Origin of the sequence: Cryptosporangium minutisporangium (genome assembly GCF_039536245.1) — a bacterium.
GTDB classification, from domain to species: Bacteria; Actinomycetota; Actinomycetes; order Mycobacteriales; family Cryptosporangiaceae; genus Cryptosporangium; species Cryptosporangium minutisporangium.
In genome coordinates this window covers 1-18,900 of record NZ_BAAAYN010000019.1, presented here as the reverse complement: position 1 = coordinate 18,900, position 18,900 = coordinate 1, and the positions used below count along the sequence as shown (strand labels likewise).

The following is an 18,900-nucleotide window of genomic DNA, read 5'->3' as shown; positions in this document are numbered from 1 at the left end:
ACCGGCTGCGCGCGCTCACGGCGTCGCCGCCGGCGCCGGAGTGAGTCGCCCGACGAACAGGTAGATCCCGACGCTGACCAGGGCCAGCGATCCGATCGAGAGGAACATGGCCGGACCGCCGTACGCGGCGAGGATCAGGCTGCCGAGGTACGGGCCGGTGAAGCCGCCGAGCTGCGACAGCGTCTGCACGCCGAAGTAGCCGCCGCGCAGGTCAGCGGGGGCGATTCGGTCGAGCAGCGCGAACTCGGAGGGGACGATGAGCACCTCGCCGAGGGTGAGGACGACCATGGCGGCGACGTACTGCCACAGGTCGGTCGCGAGCGCGAAGCCCGCCATCCCGACGAACGTCAGCACGCCACCGGCGGTCAGCGCGTGGAGCGGATCGCGCCGACGGACGGACCGAGCCAGAACGGCCTGCAGCCCGACGACGGCCACCGCGTTCGTCGTCATCACCGCACCCAGGAGAGTGGTGCTGTTCTCGTCGGCACCGACGAAGTACTGGGCGAGCAGCACGGAGATCTTGTTGTGCACGGTCTCCAGCAGGACGGCGGCGATCAGCAACAAGAGCAGCCGCCGGTCGGTGACCAGCGCGAGCGCGGACCGCGCCAGCGCGGTACGCCACCCCGGCCTGGTCGGCGGGGCCGTCCCGATCCCGGCCGGCCCCGCCTCGGGTGCGCCGGGCGTCCCCGTTCCGGGCGTTCCGGCGCGGGCCACATGCGGCCGGTCGGGAGCTGCGACGACCAGCAACACCGGCAGGTACAGGGCGTAGAACCCAGCCGCGACGAGGAACGAAGTCCGGTCCCCGGTCACCCCCAGCACGGTCCCGAGCAGCGGCCCGACCGCGTAACCGGCGTTGATCGCGAGGTACTGGTAGGAGAACCACCGGGGCCGGTCGGCCGGGGCCACCAGGTCGCCCAGCAGCACCTTGGCGGCCGGGTTGTAGGCGCCGGACGCGGTCGTGAGCGTCGCCGTACAGACGAACGCCGTGCCGACGTCGTCGCTCAGTGACAGGCCCACGAACGAGCCGACGACGCCGAGCACGGCCGCGCACAGCACCACCCGACGCCCCAGCGCGTCCGACAGCGCGCCGCCGACGAAGCCCCCGGCGATCGAGAACAGCACGGCGCAGGCCAGCAGCAACCCCACCGCGGAGATCGACACGTCCAGCTCGGTGCGCAGGTAGATGGCGAGAAAAGGGACGGTGACGGCGTTCGCGAGGCTGACGACGGCGGAGCCCACGACGAGAATCCGGACGCGCCGCAGCGGCGACAGATCGGCGTTCATCGGCCGCTGAGCAGATATGCGTGCCTCGCCCGCACTGCGCCCCCCTCAGCTGCAACTCATCCGCTATTGCAAGATACTTGCATTAGTGGCGAGTGGGGCAACGTCCGGGGCCGCTACTCCGGGGCGTGGCGACGAGGCGGGTGCCAGCCGCGTGCGATCTCGGCGAGGGCGTCGAAGTCCGGTGCGGCGACCGGGAGCGGTGTCGCGTCCGGGCGCAGGCCGTCGAGGAGGATCGTCAGGTACCGGCGCCACAGGCCGGGGGCCGCGTATTCGGTGTACTCCAACAGTGCCGCCGTCATGAACTGCACGAGCGGCATGTCGGTGCCGGTCACGTCCGGCCGAACCACGCCCGCCTGCTGGCAGCGACTGATCAGCGCGTCGACCGCGGGTCCGATGCGGTCGCGGGCCTTCGCGACCCGTTGGTGCCCGTACACGCGGCTGAAGAGGACGTCCCGCAGGCCCCGGTCGGCGGCGAGCAGTTCGATGGAGTCGGCGAAGAACTCGGTCAGGCCGGTCCAGGCGTCCGGGTGCCGGGCGGCGTCCTGGGCCAGCGTCACCATGCGGTCGAGTTGCTCGTCGAAGAGCGCTTCGACGAGATGTTCGCGGCTGGGGTAGCGGCGGTAGACCGTACCGACGCCCAGGCCGGCGTGGTGGGCGATGTCGTCGAGCGTGACGTCGACGCCGCGGGCGGCGAACACCTCACGTGCGGCGGCCAGGATGCGTAGCCGGTTCTGCTCAGCGTCGCGCCGGAGCGGTCGATTCGATGTCCCGGCGTCCTTGCCCGTCATGCGGTTCACCGTAACATGAGCTGAGACACAGTCTCCACTTAGAGACAACCTCTCAACTTGGTGCCGCCTGGTCGGCTTCGCGCTCGCCCGATCCGGACGCGCCGCCGGCAGCACACATGTGACTGACGTGGACGCGCGCCCGGCACCGGGTGCGCGTCCCGCTCGGCGAGGCGGGAGTGAACGACGGGTGACCTCCGGTGCCGGTGATCCGCGCACGGTGGTGAGCACGCTCGTACGCGGTGAGAATGCAGGTATGTCTTCCTCGCGGCACGGACCGAACGTGATCGAGGTAACCGGTAGGCCCATGTTGCTCACGACCACGAGCAGCGGCGCCGCCGTTCACCTGGCCACCGTCGCGGACGAGCCCGGCAGCGGCCGCGAAGCCGTCCCCGACGTCGAGTTCGACCGGGCGACCGAGGACGACGGCCGAACGATGTCCGGCTACGACCGCGCTGCGTTGACCGCCCCGCTGTGGTCACGGAGCACCCTGTGCGGGTGCGAGTGGGCCGTCATGGCCGGCAGTGACGGGGGACCGGTGGGTCCGCACGGCGACGTGGCCTTCGCGCCGACCTGCCGTCGCTGCCTCGCGCTGATCGACCGTTACTTCCCCACGCCCACGCCGGACTCGCGGTTGGCGCTGGTGGCGGAACTGGCGGCGGGCGTCGTCGAGCAGCGCGGCTTCGCCGAGATCCACGGCGTACCCGGTGATCAACAGGCCGAGCTGCGGAAGGTGGTGCGCGGGATGGTCCGTCGGCGGACGCGGCAGTCGGTCCGCACGTTCGTCGCCGGCGGCAACGTCTACGTCGAGTGCCCCGCCATCCACGAGGAGAAGGGCGTCCGGCAGAGCACGGCGACGATAGACACCGCGTTCACCGGTGAGTCACCCGAGCGGGTGGAGCGGGACTGGGTGATCTCGTGGCAGACCTGGGACCTCAGCTGAGCACGGCCCTAACCGGCGTCCCGGGAGTCGTCGAGCAAGTGGAGTTCGCGCGCCCGTCGCGCGGCCTGGCTGCGGCCGGTGGCCCCCAGCTTCCGGTAGATGCTCTTCAAGTGGCTCTTCACCGTGTTCACCGACAGGTGCAGGTCGACCGCGATGTCGCCGGTGGACTGGGCCTGCGCTAGCCGGCGCAACACGTCGACCTCCCGATTGGTCAGTCGTTCTGCCGCCGCCGACGTCGGCGAGGGCGGACCGCTCGTGGACCGGTCGGTCGCGCACGAGAGCCAGGCGTGTTCGGCCGCCAGCGCCGAATCCCCCCGCAGCAACGGTCGGATCCACGCGCTCGCCAGGACGAACGGCCGACGTTGTTGATCCGGCCGCGCGCGTTCGAGCGCCTCACGGAGCGCCTCGCACGCGGCGTCGTACTGCTCGCCCCGGGCCGCGACCTCGGCCCGCAGCAACGCGCCCCGCAGCAGCGCGCCGGGGGAGTTCGTCGCGGTGCGGGCGTCGTCGAGGAGCCCGGCGGCGCACCTCAGGTCGCCTCGGCTCAGCGCGAGCCGCGCCAACCCGAGCGCCTGCTCGGCTCCCGCCGGTATCCGGCGTAGGTACTCCTCGGCCACGCCGAGCTCACCGAGCACGAGATGGCCCTCGGCGGTCGCGAGGTCGAGGCGGCTCCGGACCGTCGCCGGAAGGTGCCAGCCGGCGGCGTTGGCTCGGATCACCTGGAGCGCGGCCAGTCCTCGGTGGCCGTCCCCGCGTCCGCTGGAGAGACGGGACCGCAGCAGGGCGAGGGCGACCGCGGTCGTCGGATCGTGCGGTGAGCCGGCCGCCGTGATCGCCCGGGCGAGGTGCTCGCGGACCGCGGGCAGATCGTTGCGCTGGAGAGCGACCCCGGCCAGCGCGGCGCTCGCCGCCCCGTACTGTCCGGCCGCGGGGAGGCCGGCGCGCACGGCCGCGGTGACCGACGCGGCGGCGTGGGCCTCGGCCGGGCCCAGCAGGTCGTCGGCGTAGTCGAGCAAGGCCAGCTGCGCGAGCGCATCGTGCACACCGACGCTCGTCGCCGGGTCCGCGTCGCCGGCCGCTTGGTCGAGCAGAACGCGGGCCGTGCGGTGCCGGCCGGCCCACAGATGTGCCGCGCCGAGGTTCGCCACGAGGAACGAGCGGACGTTCCGATCCGCCGGGTAGTGCGAGGGAAGCAGGGCCGCGAGCACGTCGGCCTCGCCGTCGGCGGTCGCGGCGGCGTCGCACTCACCGGACAGCCGGCCGATCACGATCTCCAGGCTGGTCGCGGTCGACCGGGCCGCGGCCGAGACGTCGTCCGCCTCGGCCAGCGCGAGGTTCCGCGCGGTCCGCGCATGCCCGCGAGCGGTTACGAAGTCGTATCGGGTGAGGGCGGCGACGGCACGGACGAGCGCCACCGGGGCCCCGACGGTCTCCGCGGACAGACCGGCGAACGTCGCGACCGACGGTTCGCAGCGGGGCGACGTGAGCATCGCCAGCACTCCGCCGCGGGGAACGACGAGCTCAGCGGCGTACCTCCAGTCCCGGACCAGCGCGGCGTGCCGCACCGCGTCCGCGGTGCGGTCGTGCTCGGCGTACCAGCGGGCGGCTCGCTGGTGCAGGCGGCGTACCAGGCCGGGGTGGCGGCGGGACAGCTCCTCGGAAAGCACCTCGCGGAACAGCCGGTGGATCCGGTACGTGGACAGGTCGATCTGCCGGACGAACGCGTCGGCCCGCACCAGCTCGTCGAGGACACCGGCGGCGGTGTACCGCGCCGTCAGTCGGTCCGCCAGGCCGCTCTCGACGTCGCGGACCAGGCTGTTCCGCAGCAGCAGTTCCTGGACGCGGCCGGGCAGCGCGTCCAGCACCTCGCTCCGGAAGAAGCCGCCGATCGCCCGGTGTGCCGCGGCTCGGGCCCCGCCGGGATCCGCGGGGGCGGCACGCCGGGCCCGCGCGTTCAGGCAGACTCCGGTGATCCAGCCCTCGGTGTCCGCGTGCAGCCGGTTGACCTCCGACGGATCGAGTCGGACGCCGTGCAACGCGACCAGCTCGGCGGTCTCGTCCGGCCGCAACGCCAGGTCCTCGGTGGACAGCGTGGTCAGCGCGTCGGCCAGTTGGTAGTGGTGCAACGGCAACAGCCGGACACCCCGGCCGACGAGGACCAGCCGCAGACCGTCGCCTGCGTACCGCAGCAGGGAGTCCAGCTCCCGGCCGATCGTTCGGCTTCGCAGGTGATGGTCGGTGCGGTCCAACACCAGGACGACGGGTTTCTGCCGCTCCGACAGCTGGCCGGCCAGGCGTCCGAGGAAAGCGCGGTCGACGACGAGCGGCCGGTCGACCGGATCGAGGCGGGGCAGGTGCGCGCGCAACGCGGCGAGAACGAAGGTCCAGAAGACGTCCGGGGTGTTGTCCTCGGCGTCGAGACGGAGCCAGGCAACCGGGCCGGGCGCCTGTCCACTGCGTGTCCAGTGGGCGGCGAGGACCGTCTTGCCGGTGCCGGCCGCGCCGGTGATCACGGTGACCGTCGTTGTGCCCAGCGTCCGCAGCAACCGCGGCCGGGGCAGGTGAAACGAAGGTAGGCGCGGTACGTCGAGCTTCGCGGCCAGCAGCGGTGGCGGGTTGCTCATCGCGGCCCCCTCACAGGCGCACGGTGCTGCCGGTGCGACCCTAGAACGCAGGGGGCATATTGTCACCATCGCTGACAAAGGCCGCCACGGATCGCTGGCGACGGATCTGCCGGGCGCGTCCCGCCCCGATGAGGTCGGGTGCGCAGAAAGCGTTCGAAAGCGGCTGGATCGGGAAGCCTCTTGACGACAGCGGTCCCACGCAGCCCCCGGCGACTCCACCGTCCGGCGAAACGGGACGGGAGCGAACATGGCCGGCAGAGGCCCTCTGGAGTACCTGGTGGTGCAGTTCCCCGGCGACGAGTTGCCTGCCGGCGCGGCCCGCACCCTGGAAGACATCAACGGCCGGGACGACGTCCTGGTCATCGAGGCGATGCTGATCCTCCGCGGTGCGGCGGGCGTGGTGCGGTGCGAAGACTTCACCGACGTGGCGGTGCCGGACGACTGGGGGCCTGCGGAGGACGTCCGGCTGATCGACGCGGAGAGCGTGGTCGAGTTCGCGGGTGCGATGGTGCCCGGTGAGGTCGCGCTGGCGCTGATCCTCGAGCACCGCACCCGGGACGTCGTCTCGATGTTCCAGCAGGTCGGCGGGAGGATTCTCGCGTCCACCCGGCTACCCGACCTGGATCCGGAAGTCGCCAGGTAGAGGTAACGGACGGCGGGTCGGCCGACGTGACGCACGGTGACCCCGGTCACGGTTCAGGACGCTAAACGCGGGCTCTTTGTAATCCATGCCACTAGCCGCCCGGCTAGCAGGTACGAGGGTGGTCCGGCAGGATTGGGAGCACGGGAGGGGCGTGTGCGTGCCCTGACTCCACCCCTGAGAAGGATCCACATTGGCTACGCTGCTCTACCGCCTCGGCCGGGGTTCGTTCCGCCGCCGCAAACTCGTCCTCGTCGCCTGGTTGGTGTTGCTGGTCGCCCTCGGGGGCGGCGCGCTCGCCTTCAAAGGCCAGACCACCAGCGATTTCTCCCTCCCGGGCACCGAGTCGCAACACGCGCTGGACGCTCTGGCCCGTGAGTTCCCCGAAGCCAGCGGCGCCACCGGCACGATCGTGGTGGCGGCTCCGGAAGGCGACACGCTCGCCGATCCGCAGCTCACCGCCGCCGTCCGCGGCCTGGTCGAGGAGGCCTCCACGCTCCCCGGCGTGGTGGGCGCCGTCGACCCGTTCACCGCGAAGGCCCTGACACCGGACGGCCGTTACGCGCTGATACAGGTTCAGTTTGCGGACCGTGCCGACGAGGTCACCGAAGCCCAGCGCAGCGCCTACGAGGAGTCGGGCGCCGACGCGAAGGCCGCCGGGCTGCGGGTCGAGCACGGCGGTGAGGTGATGAGCTCGCCCCCGGAGGTCGGCAGCACCGAGGCCATCGGTGTGGCGGTCGCCCTGGTGGTCCTGCTGATCACGTTCGGGTCGCTGGTCGCCGCCGGGATGACGATGCTCAACGCGCTGATCGGCGTCGGTGCGGGCATGGCCGGTCTGTACGCGCTGTCCAGCGTGTTCGAGCTGAACAGCACCGCGCCGATCCTCGCGCTGATGCTGGGCTTGGCCGTCGGCATCGACTACTCGCTCTTCATCACGTCCCGACACCGTCAGCACCTCGCCGAGGGCGTCGAGCCCGAGGAGGCGGCGGCACGCTCGGTCGGCACCGCCGGATCGGCCGTCGTCTTCGCCGGTATCACCGTGATCATCGCGCTGGCCGGCCTCGCGGTCGTCAACATCCCGTTCCTCACCGCGATGGGCCTGGCCGCGGCGGGAACCGTCGCGGTCGCGGTCCTGGTGGCGGTGACGCTGCTGCCGGCCTTCCTCGGCTTCGCCGGGATGAAGGTGTTGCCGCGCAAGCTCCGGGGGACCGCCGGCCACCGGGCGCCCGCGGCGAAGGAGGGCTTCGGGTTCCGCTGGGCCCGGCTGGTCATCCGGCTGCGGATTCCGGTCGTGGTCGTCGGCATCGTCGGCCTCGGGCTGCTCGCGCTGCCCGCCACGGACATGCGGCTCTCGCTACCCGATTCGAGCACCGCCGCCGAGGGCTCACCCGAGCGGAAGGCCGCGGACCTGATCAGCGAGGGCTTCGGACCCGGCTTCACCGGCCGCCTGGCCCTGGTCGTCTCCAGCGACTCGCCCGAGCAGACCGTCAAGGCCGTGCAGACCGTCACCCAGGCCCTGCAGGGCACGCCGAACCTGCTCGCGATCACGCCGCCGAACCTGAGCCCGGACAAGCGCACCGCGCTGCTCGGCATCATCCCGAAGGACGGGCCGACCGCCGCCAGCACCGAGACGCTGGTGCACGACGTCCGGCTGAAGACCGACGGCATCACCCCCGCCGAGGTGTCGTTGACCGGTCAGACCGCGATCGGCATCGACGTGTCGGAGAAGCTGTCCAACGCGCTCCCGGTCTACCTCGCGCTGGTCGTCGGGCTGTCGGTGCTGCTGCTCATGCTGGTGTTCCGCTCGATCCTGGTGCCGCTGAAGGCGGCCGGAGGCTTCCTGCTGACGGTCGGTGCCACGTTCGGCATCACGGTCTGGATCTTCCAGGAGGGGCACCTCGCGGACCTGGTCGGCGTCTCCACGCCGGGCCCGCTCGTGAGCTTCCTGCCGATCCTGCTGATCGGGATCCTGTTCGGACTGGCCATGGACTACGAGGTGTTCCTCGTCTCCCGGATGCGGGAGGACTACGTCCACGGCGCCGGCCCGCAGGAGGCCACGATCAGCGGCATGGGGCACGGCGCTCGGGTGGTCACCGCCGCGGCGTTGATCATGACCAGCGTGTTCGCGGGCTTCGTCCTGATCGACGACCCGACGATCAAGGCGGTGGGCTTCGCGCTGGCGCTCGGCGTCGCGGTCGACGCGTTCATCGTCCGGATGACGATCGTGCCCGCGGTGATCTCGCTGTTCGGCCGGAGCGCGTGGTGGCTGCCGCGGTGGCTGGACCGGCTGCTGCCGAACGTCGATATCGAGGGCGAGAAGCTCCGCGTACAGCTGCACGAGCAGTCGGCCGAAAAGGTGCTCGTCAACGCCTGACCCGGGCCGGTCGAGCGGTGTGCGTTCCGGCGAGCCATAGGTCGCCGGAACGCACACCGCTCGGCTGCGGAGGTCAGATGACCCGGCCGACATCGTCGCGGACGAGACGGTCGAGGGCCCGCTCGGCGACCGCGGCGATCGTCATCGACGGGTTGCAGGCCGCCGTGGTGCCGGGCATCAGCGCACCGTCGAGCACGTAGAGCCCGCGCTGACCGAGTACCCGTCCCTCCAGGTCACAGACCGATCCCATCGACGCCCCGCCGAGCGGGTGCCAGGTGTTCGCGGCGATCGCGGTGGTGTCCACGAGTCCGCTGAGCGATCCGGCGATCCGGCTGATGCGGGTGTGGATGCGCTTGCTCAGCGCGGCGTCGGCGTCCATGGGCCAGTGCAGGACCGCGTCGTCCTTCGCCGAGTCGTAGACGAACTTTCCCCGGCCCGCGCTGATGCCGTAGCCGACCAGCATGGTCGTGCGCAGGTTCGGCAGGGGTGGCAGCGACGCCTGGATGACGGTGTTCGCGGTGGCTGGGTCGCTCCAGTCCTTGGTGCCGTACACCACCGGTCCGCCCTGTGGTGCACCGAAATCGTCCGCCAGGTTCGTCCAGGTGTAGATGCGGTCGCCGTTCGATCCCCAGTTGGTCCCCAGCCCATCAGGCAGATCCGGGATGTCGCCCTTCGCTCCCGCGCGCATCAACAGCCGGGTGGTGTTCGCGGTGCCGGCCGCCATCACCAGTGCCTTCGCGGTGAGGATCTTCTTCACCTGCACGGTGCCGTCGGCGTCGATGTGATCGACCGACACCTGCCACTCGCCGCTCGGTGTCCGGGCGACGCCGGTGACGTTGTGCCGGGTCGCGACCGTGCAGCGACCGGTCGCCTCGGCGGCGGCGAGGTACGTGACGTCGATCGAGTGCTTGCCGCCGTTGTTCACGCCGAGCGCGCCGTCACCGTTGGTGTACGCCGGCTTCATCTCGCCCTTGAGTTCCCGGAGCGCGAAATTCCAGTCGATCGGCATCGGGATCTTCTCGATCGCGTAGCCGGCTCGCCGGGCATTACGTGCGAAGATCCGCGCCGCCGCATAGGTCTTGCTGTTCACGAGTTCGTCCGGCGCGGTTTGCAGCTTCAGCATCGCGGCGACCCGCGGATAGTAGACACGATCGAGTTCTGCGTAGTCGAGTGTCTCCGGAAAACATTTCTGGAACAATTCAGCGCTCGGCTGGAGCGTCATTCCTTGGTAAACCAGCGAGCCGCCGCCCACGCCGGCGGCGCAGATGGTCAGCATGCCTTCGCCGGGCACCTGCTCCAGCAGTCCGGTGTACGGGGCGAACGGAATCGACGGGATGCCGGGCAGCGACGGTGCCGACCCGAGCCAGAACATCCGCTTGTCCGGCGAGGTGGGGCGGGGGAACGTCTCGGAGTTCGGCCCGGCCGGCCAGCGCTGGCCACGCTCGAGTACCAGCACCGGAACGCCGGCGTTCGCCAGGCGGAGTGCGGTGACACCTCCGCCGAAGCCCGAGCCGATGACGACGACGCGGTGCTGCTCGCGGACTACGCGGACCCGGGCGGACGCGCTTGCCGGGAGCAGCGTGACACCCGCGCCGAGCGTGGTCAGTCCCGCCGCACCCCGCAAGAGTGAACGTCGGCTCAGAGTGCGCATCCCGAATTCCTCCCGGCAATGACAGATTTGTCGGCGACAACGATGGCCGAACTCTAGGGAGCCGAACCGAGAGAAAGAACTGATTGCCGATCTCACTACTGATGGGTAATGTCCGCATCGTGCGAGCGATTCCAGCGGCGGGATCAGAGCCTCGACGGCTGGATGCCCGGCGTAACCGGGAAGCTATTCTGCGGGTCGCCGAGGACGCGTTCCGGAGCGATGGCGACGTCGTTCCGCTGGACGAGATCGCACGCCGTGCCGGGCTCGGCCGGGCGACCGTCTACCGGCACTTTCCCGACCGCAACGCGCTGGGATTCGCGGTCGCGGCCCAGTGGCTCGCGGACCTCGAGCGTGGGGCGGCCGCGCACGACGCCGACGGCTTGACGTTCCGCGACCTGCTGCACGCGGTGATGTCGATGCAGCTCGAGCACCGCCCACTCGTGCGCCTCTTCCGGGAACTGCCCGAGCGGCAGCAGCGCCGGTACACCGAAGGGCTGCTCGCCGTGCTCGGCCCCGCGTTCCGCCGCGCCCAGGAGGAGGGCAGCCTGCGCGCCGACGTCTCGATCGCCGACCTTCCCCTCGTCTTCGAGATGCTGGAGGGCGCACTCGCCGGCGGGCCTTCCACCGTCGACCGCGGAGAGGCGACCGAGCGGCTGCTCCAGGTCCTGCTCGACGGCCTCTTCAGCGATCCGGCCACTCCTGTGCGACGCCCGGCGGTCGGCGAGGCCAGCTCGTTCTAATCTGGTGACGTGACTTCTGCCTCTGCCGCCCGGCCGTTCCGCCTGATCGTTTCGGGAGGAGGAACCGGAGGCCACACGTATCCCGCCCTGACCGCCGTGCGCGCGCTGCAGTCGCGGCTGGCCGGGGCGTTGGACGTGCTCTGGATCGGCTCCGCGAACAGCTTGGAGTCCCGGGTGGCCGAGGCGGAGGGAATCCGGTTCGAGTCGGTGGCGACCGGCAAGGTCCGTCGCGACCGCAACCCGCTGAAGATGCTCTCCGCCGCGAACATGCGGGACATGGCGCGGGTCCCGGTGGGTGCGAACGAGGCGCGGTCGCTGGTGTCGAAGTTCCGCCCGGACGTCGTCCTGGCGACCGGTGGTTACGTGGCGGTGCCGGTCGGCCTGGCGGCGAAGATGTGCCGTCGTCCGCTGGTGGTGCACGAGCAGACCGTCCGGCTCGGCCTGGCCAACCGGACGCTGGCCCGGGTGGCCACCCGGATGGCGCTCTCGTCCGAGTCGAGTGTGGAGTTGCTGCCGGAGTCGGCCCGGGCGTCGGCGGTCGTGACCGGCAATCCGGTGCGCCCCGCGGTGCTCGCCGGCGAGCCGCAGAAAGCGATCGAAGCGCTCGGCCTGCAGGGCTTCGACCCGGTGCTGCCGACCGTCTACGTGACCGGCGGCGCGCAGGGCGCGGTGCAGATCAACCGGCTGGTGCGTGAGCTCCTGCCGTGGCTGCTCACCCAGGCCAACGTCCTGCACCAGTGCGGCCCGGCGAACGTCGAGGACTTGCGGACGGTCGCTGCCACGCTGCCGGTCGAGCTCGCCGCGCGGTACCACGTGACCGGCTACCTGGGCACCGAGCTGCCGGACGTCCTCGCGCTGGCCGACGTCGTGGTGTCCCGGAGCGGTGCGGGCACGATCGCGGAGCTCACCGCGCTGGGCAAGGCGTCGGTGCTGATCCCGTACGCGGCGGCGGCCGGTGGCGAGCAGGCGCACAACGCGCGGCACCTGGCGGACGCCGGTGCGGCGATCGGGTTGCTGGGGGAGGTGTCGGCCGACGACCTGCGGAGTGCGGTGGCGCCGCTGCTGGCCGATCCGTCCCGGCGACGGGAGGTCGCCGACGCGGCGCGTGCCCACGGCCGCCCGGACGCCGCTGACCGCCTGGTCGACGTCCTGCTCGCGGTGGCTACGCCGACCGCCTGAGGTCACCTCACCCGGGCGTGGCGGGTTGCTGCTGCGTGATGCAGTGCACGCCGCCCCCGAAGCGAAAGATGTCCCGGGCGTCGACGAGTACGACGTCCCGGCCCGGGTAGGCCTCCGCCAGCACGGCCGCCGCCCGGGCGTCCCCCGGGTCGTCGAACGCGCAGCCGACCACGACCCCGTTACCCAGGTAGTGGTTGACGTAGGAGTGGTCGACCAGACGCCCGTCGTAGTCGGCGACGGTCGGGGAGGGCAGTTCGAGGACGCGCAGCCGCCTGCCCCGGGCGTCGACGGCGGTGCGCAGGATCTCGGCGATCTCCCGCATGGGCTCGTGATCCGGATGCCCGGGGTCGGGCTGGGTATGGACGAGCACCGTCCCCGGGCAGGCGAACGTGGCGACGACGTCGACGTGCCCGCGGGTGCCGAACTCGTCGTAGTCCGCGGTCAGCCCGCGCGGTAACCAGATCGCCGTGGTGGTGCCGAGTCGGGAGTGGATCTCGCCCTCCACGTCGGCGTGGGTCCAGCCCGGGTTGCGGTCCGGGTCGAGCTGGACGGTCTCGGTGAGCAGCACCGTGCCCTCGCCGTCGACGTGGAAGCCGCCGCCCTCCTGGGTGAGCGGCGACCGGTCGACCTCGACGCCGGCCGAGTGGGCGACCCGCGTCCCGAGGTGCCGGTCGCGATCCCAGGCGGCCCACGACTGCGCGCCCCAGCCGTTGAAATGCCAGGCGACCGCCCGTGGCCCGGAGCCCGTCCCGCTCTCCTCGTGCACGAACGTCGGCCCGGAGTCCCGCAGCCAGGCGTCGTCCAGCTCCACGTCGATCAGCTGCACGCGGCGGTCGAGGACCTCGCGGGCCGCGGCCCGATCGGCGGTGTTGACCAGCATCCGGACCGGTTCGTAGTCCACGATGACGTTCGCCACCGCCGCCCACGCGTTCCGTGCCGCGGCCAACGCCGGGCCACCGTCCTCTTCGAACGTCGCGTTCGGCGTCGGGAACGCCATCCACGTGGCGGCGTGCGGTGCCCACTCCGCGGGCATTCGCACCGGCCGTTGATGGGGAGTACCAGCGGGGCCGCGCCGAGCCGGCCTGCGTCCATATCCGGTCTTCGGTAGCGAGCCGGTGTTCAGCACAGGTTCCAGCCACCCCGCTTTTCCAGCCGGTGAGTACCTTCTTCGACCGACGCGGAGGTCGGGCGCGGCGCACCTGATGCTAGGGCTGGGCTGTCGGATTTCGCAGGCGGATCGTGATTTCGCTGTCACGCTCTGAAGTTACTTGCGGGTCAGTCTTCGCGTTCCGCATGGTCACTGGCTCCGACCGACGCGCCAGTAGCCGCAGAACATGATGTGATTCTTCGGTACACCCTGGCCGACCCAGTGCCGCCGCAGCTCGGTCGGCAGGCTCTGCTCACCGACCACCCAGCCGTAGAACGGTTCGGTCGTCGCCGGCAGCGCCGAGGCCGCGGCGAGCGCCGCCTGTCCCGGCACCCCGTGCGGGTCCGGCCGGACGACCCAGGTCACCTCGACGCCGGTCGGCCCGGTCAGCGGCTGCTGGTCCTCTGCGGACGGCACCTCGACGATCGCCTCGCCGGTGGCGTCGGCCGGTAGCGAACGCAAGATTCCGGCGACGGCGGGCAGGCCGGACTCGTCGGCGACGAGGCGGACCCGGTTCAGGCCGTCCGGCGGGTTGAAGCCGACGCCCTCGTCGAAGATCGCCACCGGGTCGCCCTCCGTGCAAGTCGACGCCCAGGTCGCGGCGGGCCCGGCGGTCTCGTCGGAGGCCGAGCCGTGCAGGACGAAGTCGACGTCCAGCTCGGGGCCGTCCGGGCCGTCTTCGCGGTAGTCCCGGACCGTGTAGTTGCGCAGCACCGGACGCTCGGACTTCGAGACGGCCAGGAAGCGCAGGAAGGCGATCGTGTTGAGCTTCTGCGGTGCCCGCGCCAGCGAGCCGTCGGACACCGGGATGAACAGACGGAACCACTGGTCGAACCCCATCGGCACGAACCGTTCGACGTCACCGCGGCCCAGCGTCACCCGGCTGAAGTGGGGCGAGATCTGTTCCCGGCGCAGGACGTGCAGGGTGAGCAACTCGGACGTCTGGGGCTTGATGCGGTTCGCGTGCAGGTTCTGCCGGGCCATGCGTCCACCTCATATGGTTAGGCTTACCTAAGTCGCCTCACTCTAGGGGGTCGCCGCTCAGATGTCGCGGGTGCGGAACAGGTACGTGCTCGCGGCCAACCCGGCCGCTGTGTACGCGGCCATCAGCGCCACCGTGGGCCACGCCGCCAGGGATCCGAGGCCTTCGGTCGGACCCACCAGCTTCTGCAGCGCCGCGACCGGCGTCGCACCGTTCACCCAGGGCTGGGCGTCGCCGAGCAGCGGACCGATCAGCGTCGGAACGAGCAGCGCGCCGACGACCGCGGAGACGCCGGCGGCGGCGTTGCGCAGCGCGGTGCCGAGCGCCAGCCCGAGCAGCGCCGCGACGGCATGGCAGGCCGCGACACCGAACAGCGCCGGAAACGGTTCGCCGAGCGGATGGCTCGCCCGGTCGAGGAGGACGCCGGCGACTCCGTAGGCGATCGCGGCGGCGACCAGGGCGACGACGAACACGGGTGCCGCAGTGACGAACACTTTCGCCGTGAGCACCGCACCCCGCCGTGGGGACGCCGCGCACGTCGCCCGCATCGTCCCGGACGAGTACTCGGTGGACACCACCAGCACCCCGAATGCCCCCGCCACGACCAGACCGACCCCACTGTTGCCCAACGCCCCAGCCAACGCGGTCTCGCCTGGGTGCAGGCTCCCGGTCAACGCGACCAGCAGCGCCGTCCCGATCGTGGTCGCGGCCATCAGGAGCAGCGTCGCCACCGTCGAGCGGATCGTCCGAACCTTCGTGAACTCGCTCGTGACCAGGTGCCTCATGCGGCCGTCCTCGTCCGATGGGCACCCACGTCGTCGGTCAGGCGAGCGTAGGCGTCCTCGAGCGAGTCCCGGTGCGGCGTCAACTCGTGCAGGACGATCCGGTGCGCGCCGGCCAACTCGCCGATGGTCGCGGTGTCCACCCCGGCGACCTGCCACCCGCCTCGTTGATCCGGCCGGACCGTGCCACCGGCGTCCCGGAGGACGTCCCGCAGGCGTTCGGCCTCCGCCGCGCGGACCACCGTGTACGCCTGCGAGTGCGCGGTGAGGAAGCCCTGCATGTCGGTGTCGACGAGCAGCCGTCCGGCACCGATCACGACCAGGTGGTCGGCGGTGAGCTCCATCTCGCTCATCAGGTGGCTGGAGAGCAGGACCGTGCGGCCCTCGGCCGCCACGCGCCGGAGCAGCGTTCGCAGCCACCGGATGCCGTCGGTGTCCAACCCGTTGACCGGCTCGTCGAGGATCAGCACGGACGGCTCGCCGAGCAGCGCCGCGGCGATCCCGAGGCGCTGCGCCATACCCAGCGAGTACGTCCCGGCTCGGCGTCGGGCGACGTCGGTGAGCCCGACCTCCGCCAGGACCTCGGCGACCCGCTCGCGGGGCAGACCGTTCGCCTGCGCGAGGTAGAGCAGGTGGTGGTAGCCGCTGCGACCCGGGTGCAGCGCCCGGCCGTCGAGCAGTGCGCCGACCTCCCGCAGCGGGATCGCGAGGTCCCGGTAGGCCCGCCCGTTCACCTCCGCCGTGCCCGCCGTCGGCGCGTCCAGGCCGAGGACGAGCCGCATCGTCGTCGACTTGCCTGCGCCGTTGGGGCCGAGGAAGCCCGTCACGCGGCCGGGAAGGACGTCGAGTGAGAGGTCCTCGACGGCCGATGTGCTGCCGTACCGTTTCGTCAAGTGCCGCGTCCGGATCATGGCCCGACCGTAGGAAGCGACGACGTCCGCCGAATCCGCCACCGGGAGTCGGCGACTACTCCGATGGGAGTACCGAGTCGCCGGTCCGCACCAGGCCGGTCTCGTAGGCGAGCACGACGAGCTGCACCCGGTCGCGCAGGCCGAGCTTGGTCAGGGCACGGCTGACGTGGGTCTTCGCCGTCAGCGGGCTGATGACCAGCCGCGCGCCGATCTCCTCGTTGGACAGTCCCCGAGCGACCAGCGCGACGACGCCCCGCTCCCGCTCGGTCAGGACGTCCAGCCGCTCGACGCCGACGAGCGTCCCGCGCAGCCGGGCGAACTCGTGCACGACGGCTCGGGTCACGGCCGGGTCGAGCAGGCTGCCGCCGCCCGCGACCATCCGGACGGCCGCATAGAGATCGTCCGGGTCGACGTCCTTGAGCAGGAAGCCGCTGGCGCCCACGGAGAGGGCCTCGAAGACGTACTCGTCCAGCCCGAACGTCGTCAGGACCAGGATGCGGGTGCCGGTCAGCGTCGGGTCGGCGAGGATCCGGCGGGCGGCCTCCAGGCCGTCGTGCCCCGGCATCCGGATGTCCATGAGAACGACGTCCGGCCTGGTCCGCCGCGCGCAGGCGACCGCGGACGGCCCGTCCGCTGCCTCCCCGACGACGCGCAGATCGTCGGTGAGGTCGAACAGCGCACGGAAGCCGGCCCGCACGATCGTCTGGTCGTCGGCGAGCACCACCCGGATCGCGGTCACCACGCACCTCCGGTCGGAAGGAACGCGCGGACCCGGAAGCCACCGTCAGGCCGCGGACCGGCCTCGATCCGACCACCGAAACTCGCGGCCCGTTCGGCCATTCCGCGCAGCCCGAAGCCCTCCCGGCCGGGCGGATCGGTGCCGCCGACACCGTCGTCGGTGACGTCCACGACCAAGACCTCCTGGTCTCGGCGTACCGAGACGTCCACCCGGGTGGCGTGCGCGTGGCGGACGACGTTGGTCAGCGCCTCCTGGACGATGCGGTACGCGGTGAGTTCGAGGACGGCGGGCAGCGGCGTGGCGTCCGGATCCGTGCGGACGTCGACCTGGAGGGTCGGTGAACGCGTGCCGTCCGCCAGGCCGGCGAGGTCGGCCAAACCCGGCGGCGGACCGGCGTCGAGGGCGGACGTGCCGTCGCGGAGCAGCGCGACCGCGGTGCGTAACTCGGCCAGCGCGCCCCGGCTCGCGGTGCGGGCCTGGTGCAGCGCCGCGCGGGCCACCTCCGGACGCCGGTCGACCGCGGCGACGGCGACTCCCATCTGCACGGTGACGCCCGCCATGACGTGCGCGACGACGTCGTGCACCTCGCGGGCGATCCGTAGCCGCTCCGCCTCGATCCGGCGGGCGATCTCGCGTTCGCGGTCGGCGGCCAACCGAGCTTCCCGAGCGGCCTGCTCCCGGCGCAGCTCCCGGCCGGATCGCACCACCTCGCCGAGCAGCACCGCGACGACCGGCCAGGCCATCGCGGTGATCGGAGCACTGGACCGATCACCGGCCGTCCACGCCAGAGCTACCGACCAGCCGACCGCGATCGCACCGATCAGGACGGTGCGCGACCGCGAGCTGCGGACCACCGCCGTGTAGAGCGCCACGGCGGTCGGGAGGAACAGCAGTTCGCCGCGGTAGCCCCGCAGCGACAGCACGGTGAACGCACCGGCGCAGACCGCGAGTACCAGCCACGGTTGTCGGCGGCGGAGCAGTAATGCCGCGATCGACGCTCCGGCGAGCGCGTAACCGAGTGCGTCGGCCCGGGGGCTGCCGGGCGGGCTCCACCACACGTCCAGGCCGGTCACGAGGGCGACGGTGGCAAGCGCGAGCGTGTCGATCACCCGTCGGGGGATCCGGCTGCCCACCATCGCACCACCGTACGGGTGGCCGCTTCAGCGCAACAGCGCGAGGATGCGGGCTGCAACTTGCGTAAAGCCGGTTGCGCGACCGGTTATCGTGTAGGTGTCAACGCATCAAGCAGAGGACGACGAACTGCTCGGTGCCACAGCGCTACAGGGGTCGGTGAGCGCGATGACGGCACGAGAACGACGACAAGCACACGCCCTACGACTTCGTGTTCACGCGGCCGCACTGGTCGCCGCCCGAGCCGCGGTTGCGGGTGTCGAGGCGCCGGACGCGGTTCACCGCGCGGCCTACCGTCGGCACGCCGCACACCTGCTCGGCGTGCAAGCCTCCGCCGGCGACGAGCCGTTGCCGGAGTGTGCCTCGGTCCGCTGAGCGGGCTCCGAGGAATTACGAGGTACCCGCCTCACCGCGGCGGAGGCGCCACGCGTCGCCGGTCCGGGCCGCGGTGAGGCGGACTCGCCAGCCCGGCTCGGCCTGTTCGGCGATGCCGGCCGGGACGGGGATCGGACCGATGACACGACCGGTCGGATCCTCGAACGTGATCGACTCCTCGGTGACGTCGACGATGCGCAGCAACGTGTCGCGCAGCCACTCGTCGACGGTCGCCGGGGTGTCGTCGGCCTCGTCCTCCAGCCAGAACCAGAGCTCCTCGACGAACTCGTCCCGCATGTCGTCGGTTTCGTTCTCGTCGAGGCTCCCGTCCACCGAGGGCGGGTCGGCCGCGGAAGTGGCGTCGTTCGTGGGAGTCGCGTCGTTCGGCGGGGTGACGTCGTTCGGCGGGTTCGGGTCGACGGGCCGGGGAGCCGCGGGCGGGGCGTCGCCCGGACGGAACGGAAGGCTCGCGCGCTCGCCGGTGGGGCGTTGCAGCGTGCTCGCGGGGCGCATCGCGGCCACCACCTCCGGCGGCAGCGCCCGCCCGGCCGACGCTGCCGGTGCCGTGGGGGCCGGCGGCGCGGCGAGGGCTGGCGGCGCGGCGGGGGCTGGC

At 71.8% G+C, this 18,900-nt stretch carries 16 protein-coding genes and 1 pseudogene; 6 read left to right on the top strand and 11 right to left on the bottom strand.

The features are described from left to right. Nucleotides 1-15: 15 nt before the first annotated feature. A complete protein-coding gene (locus ABEB28_RS15730) occupies nt 16-1,284 on the bottom strand; it encodes an MFS transporter (protein ID WP_345728838.1) in 1,269 nt (422 codons plus the stop codon). A 113-nt stretch (nt 1,285-1,397) separates the two neighbouring features. Next, complete coding sequence (locus ABEB28_RS15725) at nt 1,398-2,072, bottom strand: TetR/AcrR family transcriptional regulator (RefSeq protein WP_345728837.1); 675 nt, start codon at nt 2,070-2,072, stop codon at nt 1,398-1,400. 304 nt (nt 2,073-2,376) lie between these two features. Between ABEB28_RS15725 and ABEB28_RS15720 the strand changes: the two genes are divergently transcribed. Beyond that, nucleotides 2,377-3,012, top strand: a complete 636-nt coding sequence (locus ABEB28_RS15720) for a hypothetical protein (protein WP_345728836.1) — start codon at nt 2,377-2,379, stop codon at nt 3,010-3,012. 8 nt (nt 3,013-3,020) lie between these two features. Here ABEB28_RS15720 and ABEB28_RS15715 read toward each other — a convergent pair whose 3' ends face one another. Further along, the gene (locus ABEB28_RS15715; protein ID WP_345728835.1) at nt 3,021-5,636 is read right to left on the bottom strand and encodes a helix-turn-helix transcriptional regulator; all 2,616 of its coding nucleotides are present in this window, start codon (nt 5,634-5,636) and stop codon (nt 3,021-3,023) included. A gap of 247 nt (nt 5,637-5,883) precedes the next feature. Between ABEB28_RS15715 and ABEB28_RS15710 the strand changes: the two genes are divergently transcribed. Both ABEB28_RS15710 and ABEB28_RS15705 read left to right on the top strand, forming a co-directional pair. Next, a complete protein-coding gene (locus ABEB28_RS15710) occupies nt 5,884-6,279 on the top strand; it encodes a hypothetical protein (RefSeq protein WP_345728834.1) in 396 nt (131 codons plus the stop codon). Nucleotides 6,280-6,469: 190 nt separating this feature from the next. Continuing rightward, entirely contained in the window at nt 6,470-8,650 is a 2,181-nt protein-coding gene (locus tag ABEB28_RS15705) for an MMPL family transporter (protein ID WP_345728833.1), read from the top strand. Nucleotides 8,651-8,723: 73 nt separating this feature from the next. Here ABEB28_RS15705 and ABEB28_RS15700 read toward each other — a convergent pair whose 3' ends face one another. After that, complete coding sequence (locus tag ABEB28_RS15700; protein ID WP_345728832.1) at nt 8,724-10,301, bottom strand: GMC oxidoreductase; 1,578 nt, start codon at nt 10,299-10,301, stop codon at nt 8,724-8,726. A gap of 119 nt (nt 10,302-10,420) precedes the next feature. Here ABEB28_RS15700 and ABEB28_RS15695 point away from each other — a divergent pair, with 119 nt between their 5' ends. Next, nucleotides 10,421-11,041, top strand: a complete 621-nt coding sequence (locus ABEB28_RS15695) for a TetR/AcrR family transcriptional regulator (RefSeq protein WP_345728831.1) — start codon at nt 10,421-10,423, stop codon at nt 11,039-11,041. A 9-nt stretch (nt 11,042-11,050) separates the two neighbouring features. After that, nucleotides 11,051-12,220, top strand: coding sequence for a UDP-N-acetylglucosamine--N-acetylmuramyl-(pentapeptide) pyrophosphoryl-undecaprenol N-acetylglucosamine transferase (locus tag ABEB28_RS15690; protein ID WP_345728830.1), 1,170 nt, complete (start codon nt 11,051-11,053; stop codon nt 12,218-12,220). A gap of 7 nt (nt 12,221-12,227) precedes the next feature. Here the strand turns inward: ABEB28_RS15690 and ABEB28_RS15685 are convergent, their stop codons facing one another. The 6 genes from ABEB28_RS15685 to ABEB28_RS15660 form a co-directional block, all read right to left on the bottom strand. Continuing rightward, nucleotides 12,228-13,253, bottom strand: a complete 1,026-nt coding sequence (locus ABEB28_RS15685) for an agmatine deiminase family protein (protein WP_345728911.1) — start codon at nt 13,251-13,253, stop codon at nt 12,228-12,230. Between the two features lie 264 nt (nt 13,254-13,517). Further along, nucleotides 13,518-14,351 carry a siderophore-interacting protein gene (locus ABEB28_RS15680; protein WP_345728829.1) on the bottom strand — a complete coding sequence of 278 codons (834 nt, stop codon included), beginning with the start codon at nt 14,349-14,351 and terminating at the stop codon, nt 13,518-13,520. 57 nt (nt 14,352-14,408) lie between these two features. Continuing rightward, nucleotides 14,409-15,134 carry an ABC transporter permease gene (locus ABEB28_RS15675; protein ID WP_345728828.1) on the bottom strand — a complete coding sequence of 242 codons (726 nt, stop codon included), beginning with the start codon at nt 15,132-15,134 and terminating at the stop codon, nt 14,409-14,411. Next, entirely contained in the window at nt 15,131-16,042 is a 912-nt protein-coding gene (locus ABEB28_RS15670) for an ABC transporter ATP-binding protein (RefSeq protein WP_345728827.1), read from the bottom strand. The genes ABEB28_RS15675 and ABEB28_RS15670 overlap by 4 nt, the downstream gene beginning before the upstream one ends. A gap of 55 nt (nt 16,043-16,097) precedes the next feature. Beyond that, nucleotides 16,098-16,781 (bottom strand): response regulator, encoded by a 684-nt coding sequence (locus ABEB28_RS15665; RefSeq protein ID WP_345728826.1) that lies wholly within the window; start codon nt 16,779-16,781, stop codon nt 16,098-16,100. Beyond that, the gene (locus ABEB28_RS15660) at nt 16,778-17,917 is read right to left on the bottom strand and encodes a sensor histidine kinase (RefSeq protein WP_345728825.1); all 1,140 of its coding nucleotides are present in this window, start codon (nt 17,915-17,917) and stop codon (nt 16,778-16,780) included. Before ABEB28_RS15660 ends, ABEB28_RS15665 begins: the two co-directional genes overlap by 4 nt. A gap of 163 nt (nt 17,918-18,080) precedes the next feature. Between ABEB28_RS15660 and ABEB28_RS15655 the strand changes: the two genes are divergently transcribed. Next, on the top strand, nt 18,081-18,287 hold the full coding sequence (locus ABEB28_RS15655) for a hypothetical protein (protein WP_345728824.1): 207 nt from the start codon (nt 18,081-18,083) through the stop codon (nt 18,285-18,287). A 15-nt stretch (nt 18,288-18,302) separates the two neighbouring features. Here the strand turns inward: ABEB28_RS15655 and ABEB28_RS15650 are convergent. Continuing rightward, a pseudogene (locus ABEB28_RS15650) lies at nt 18,303-18,900 on the bottom strand (hypothetical protein); the annotation flags it as partial.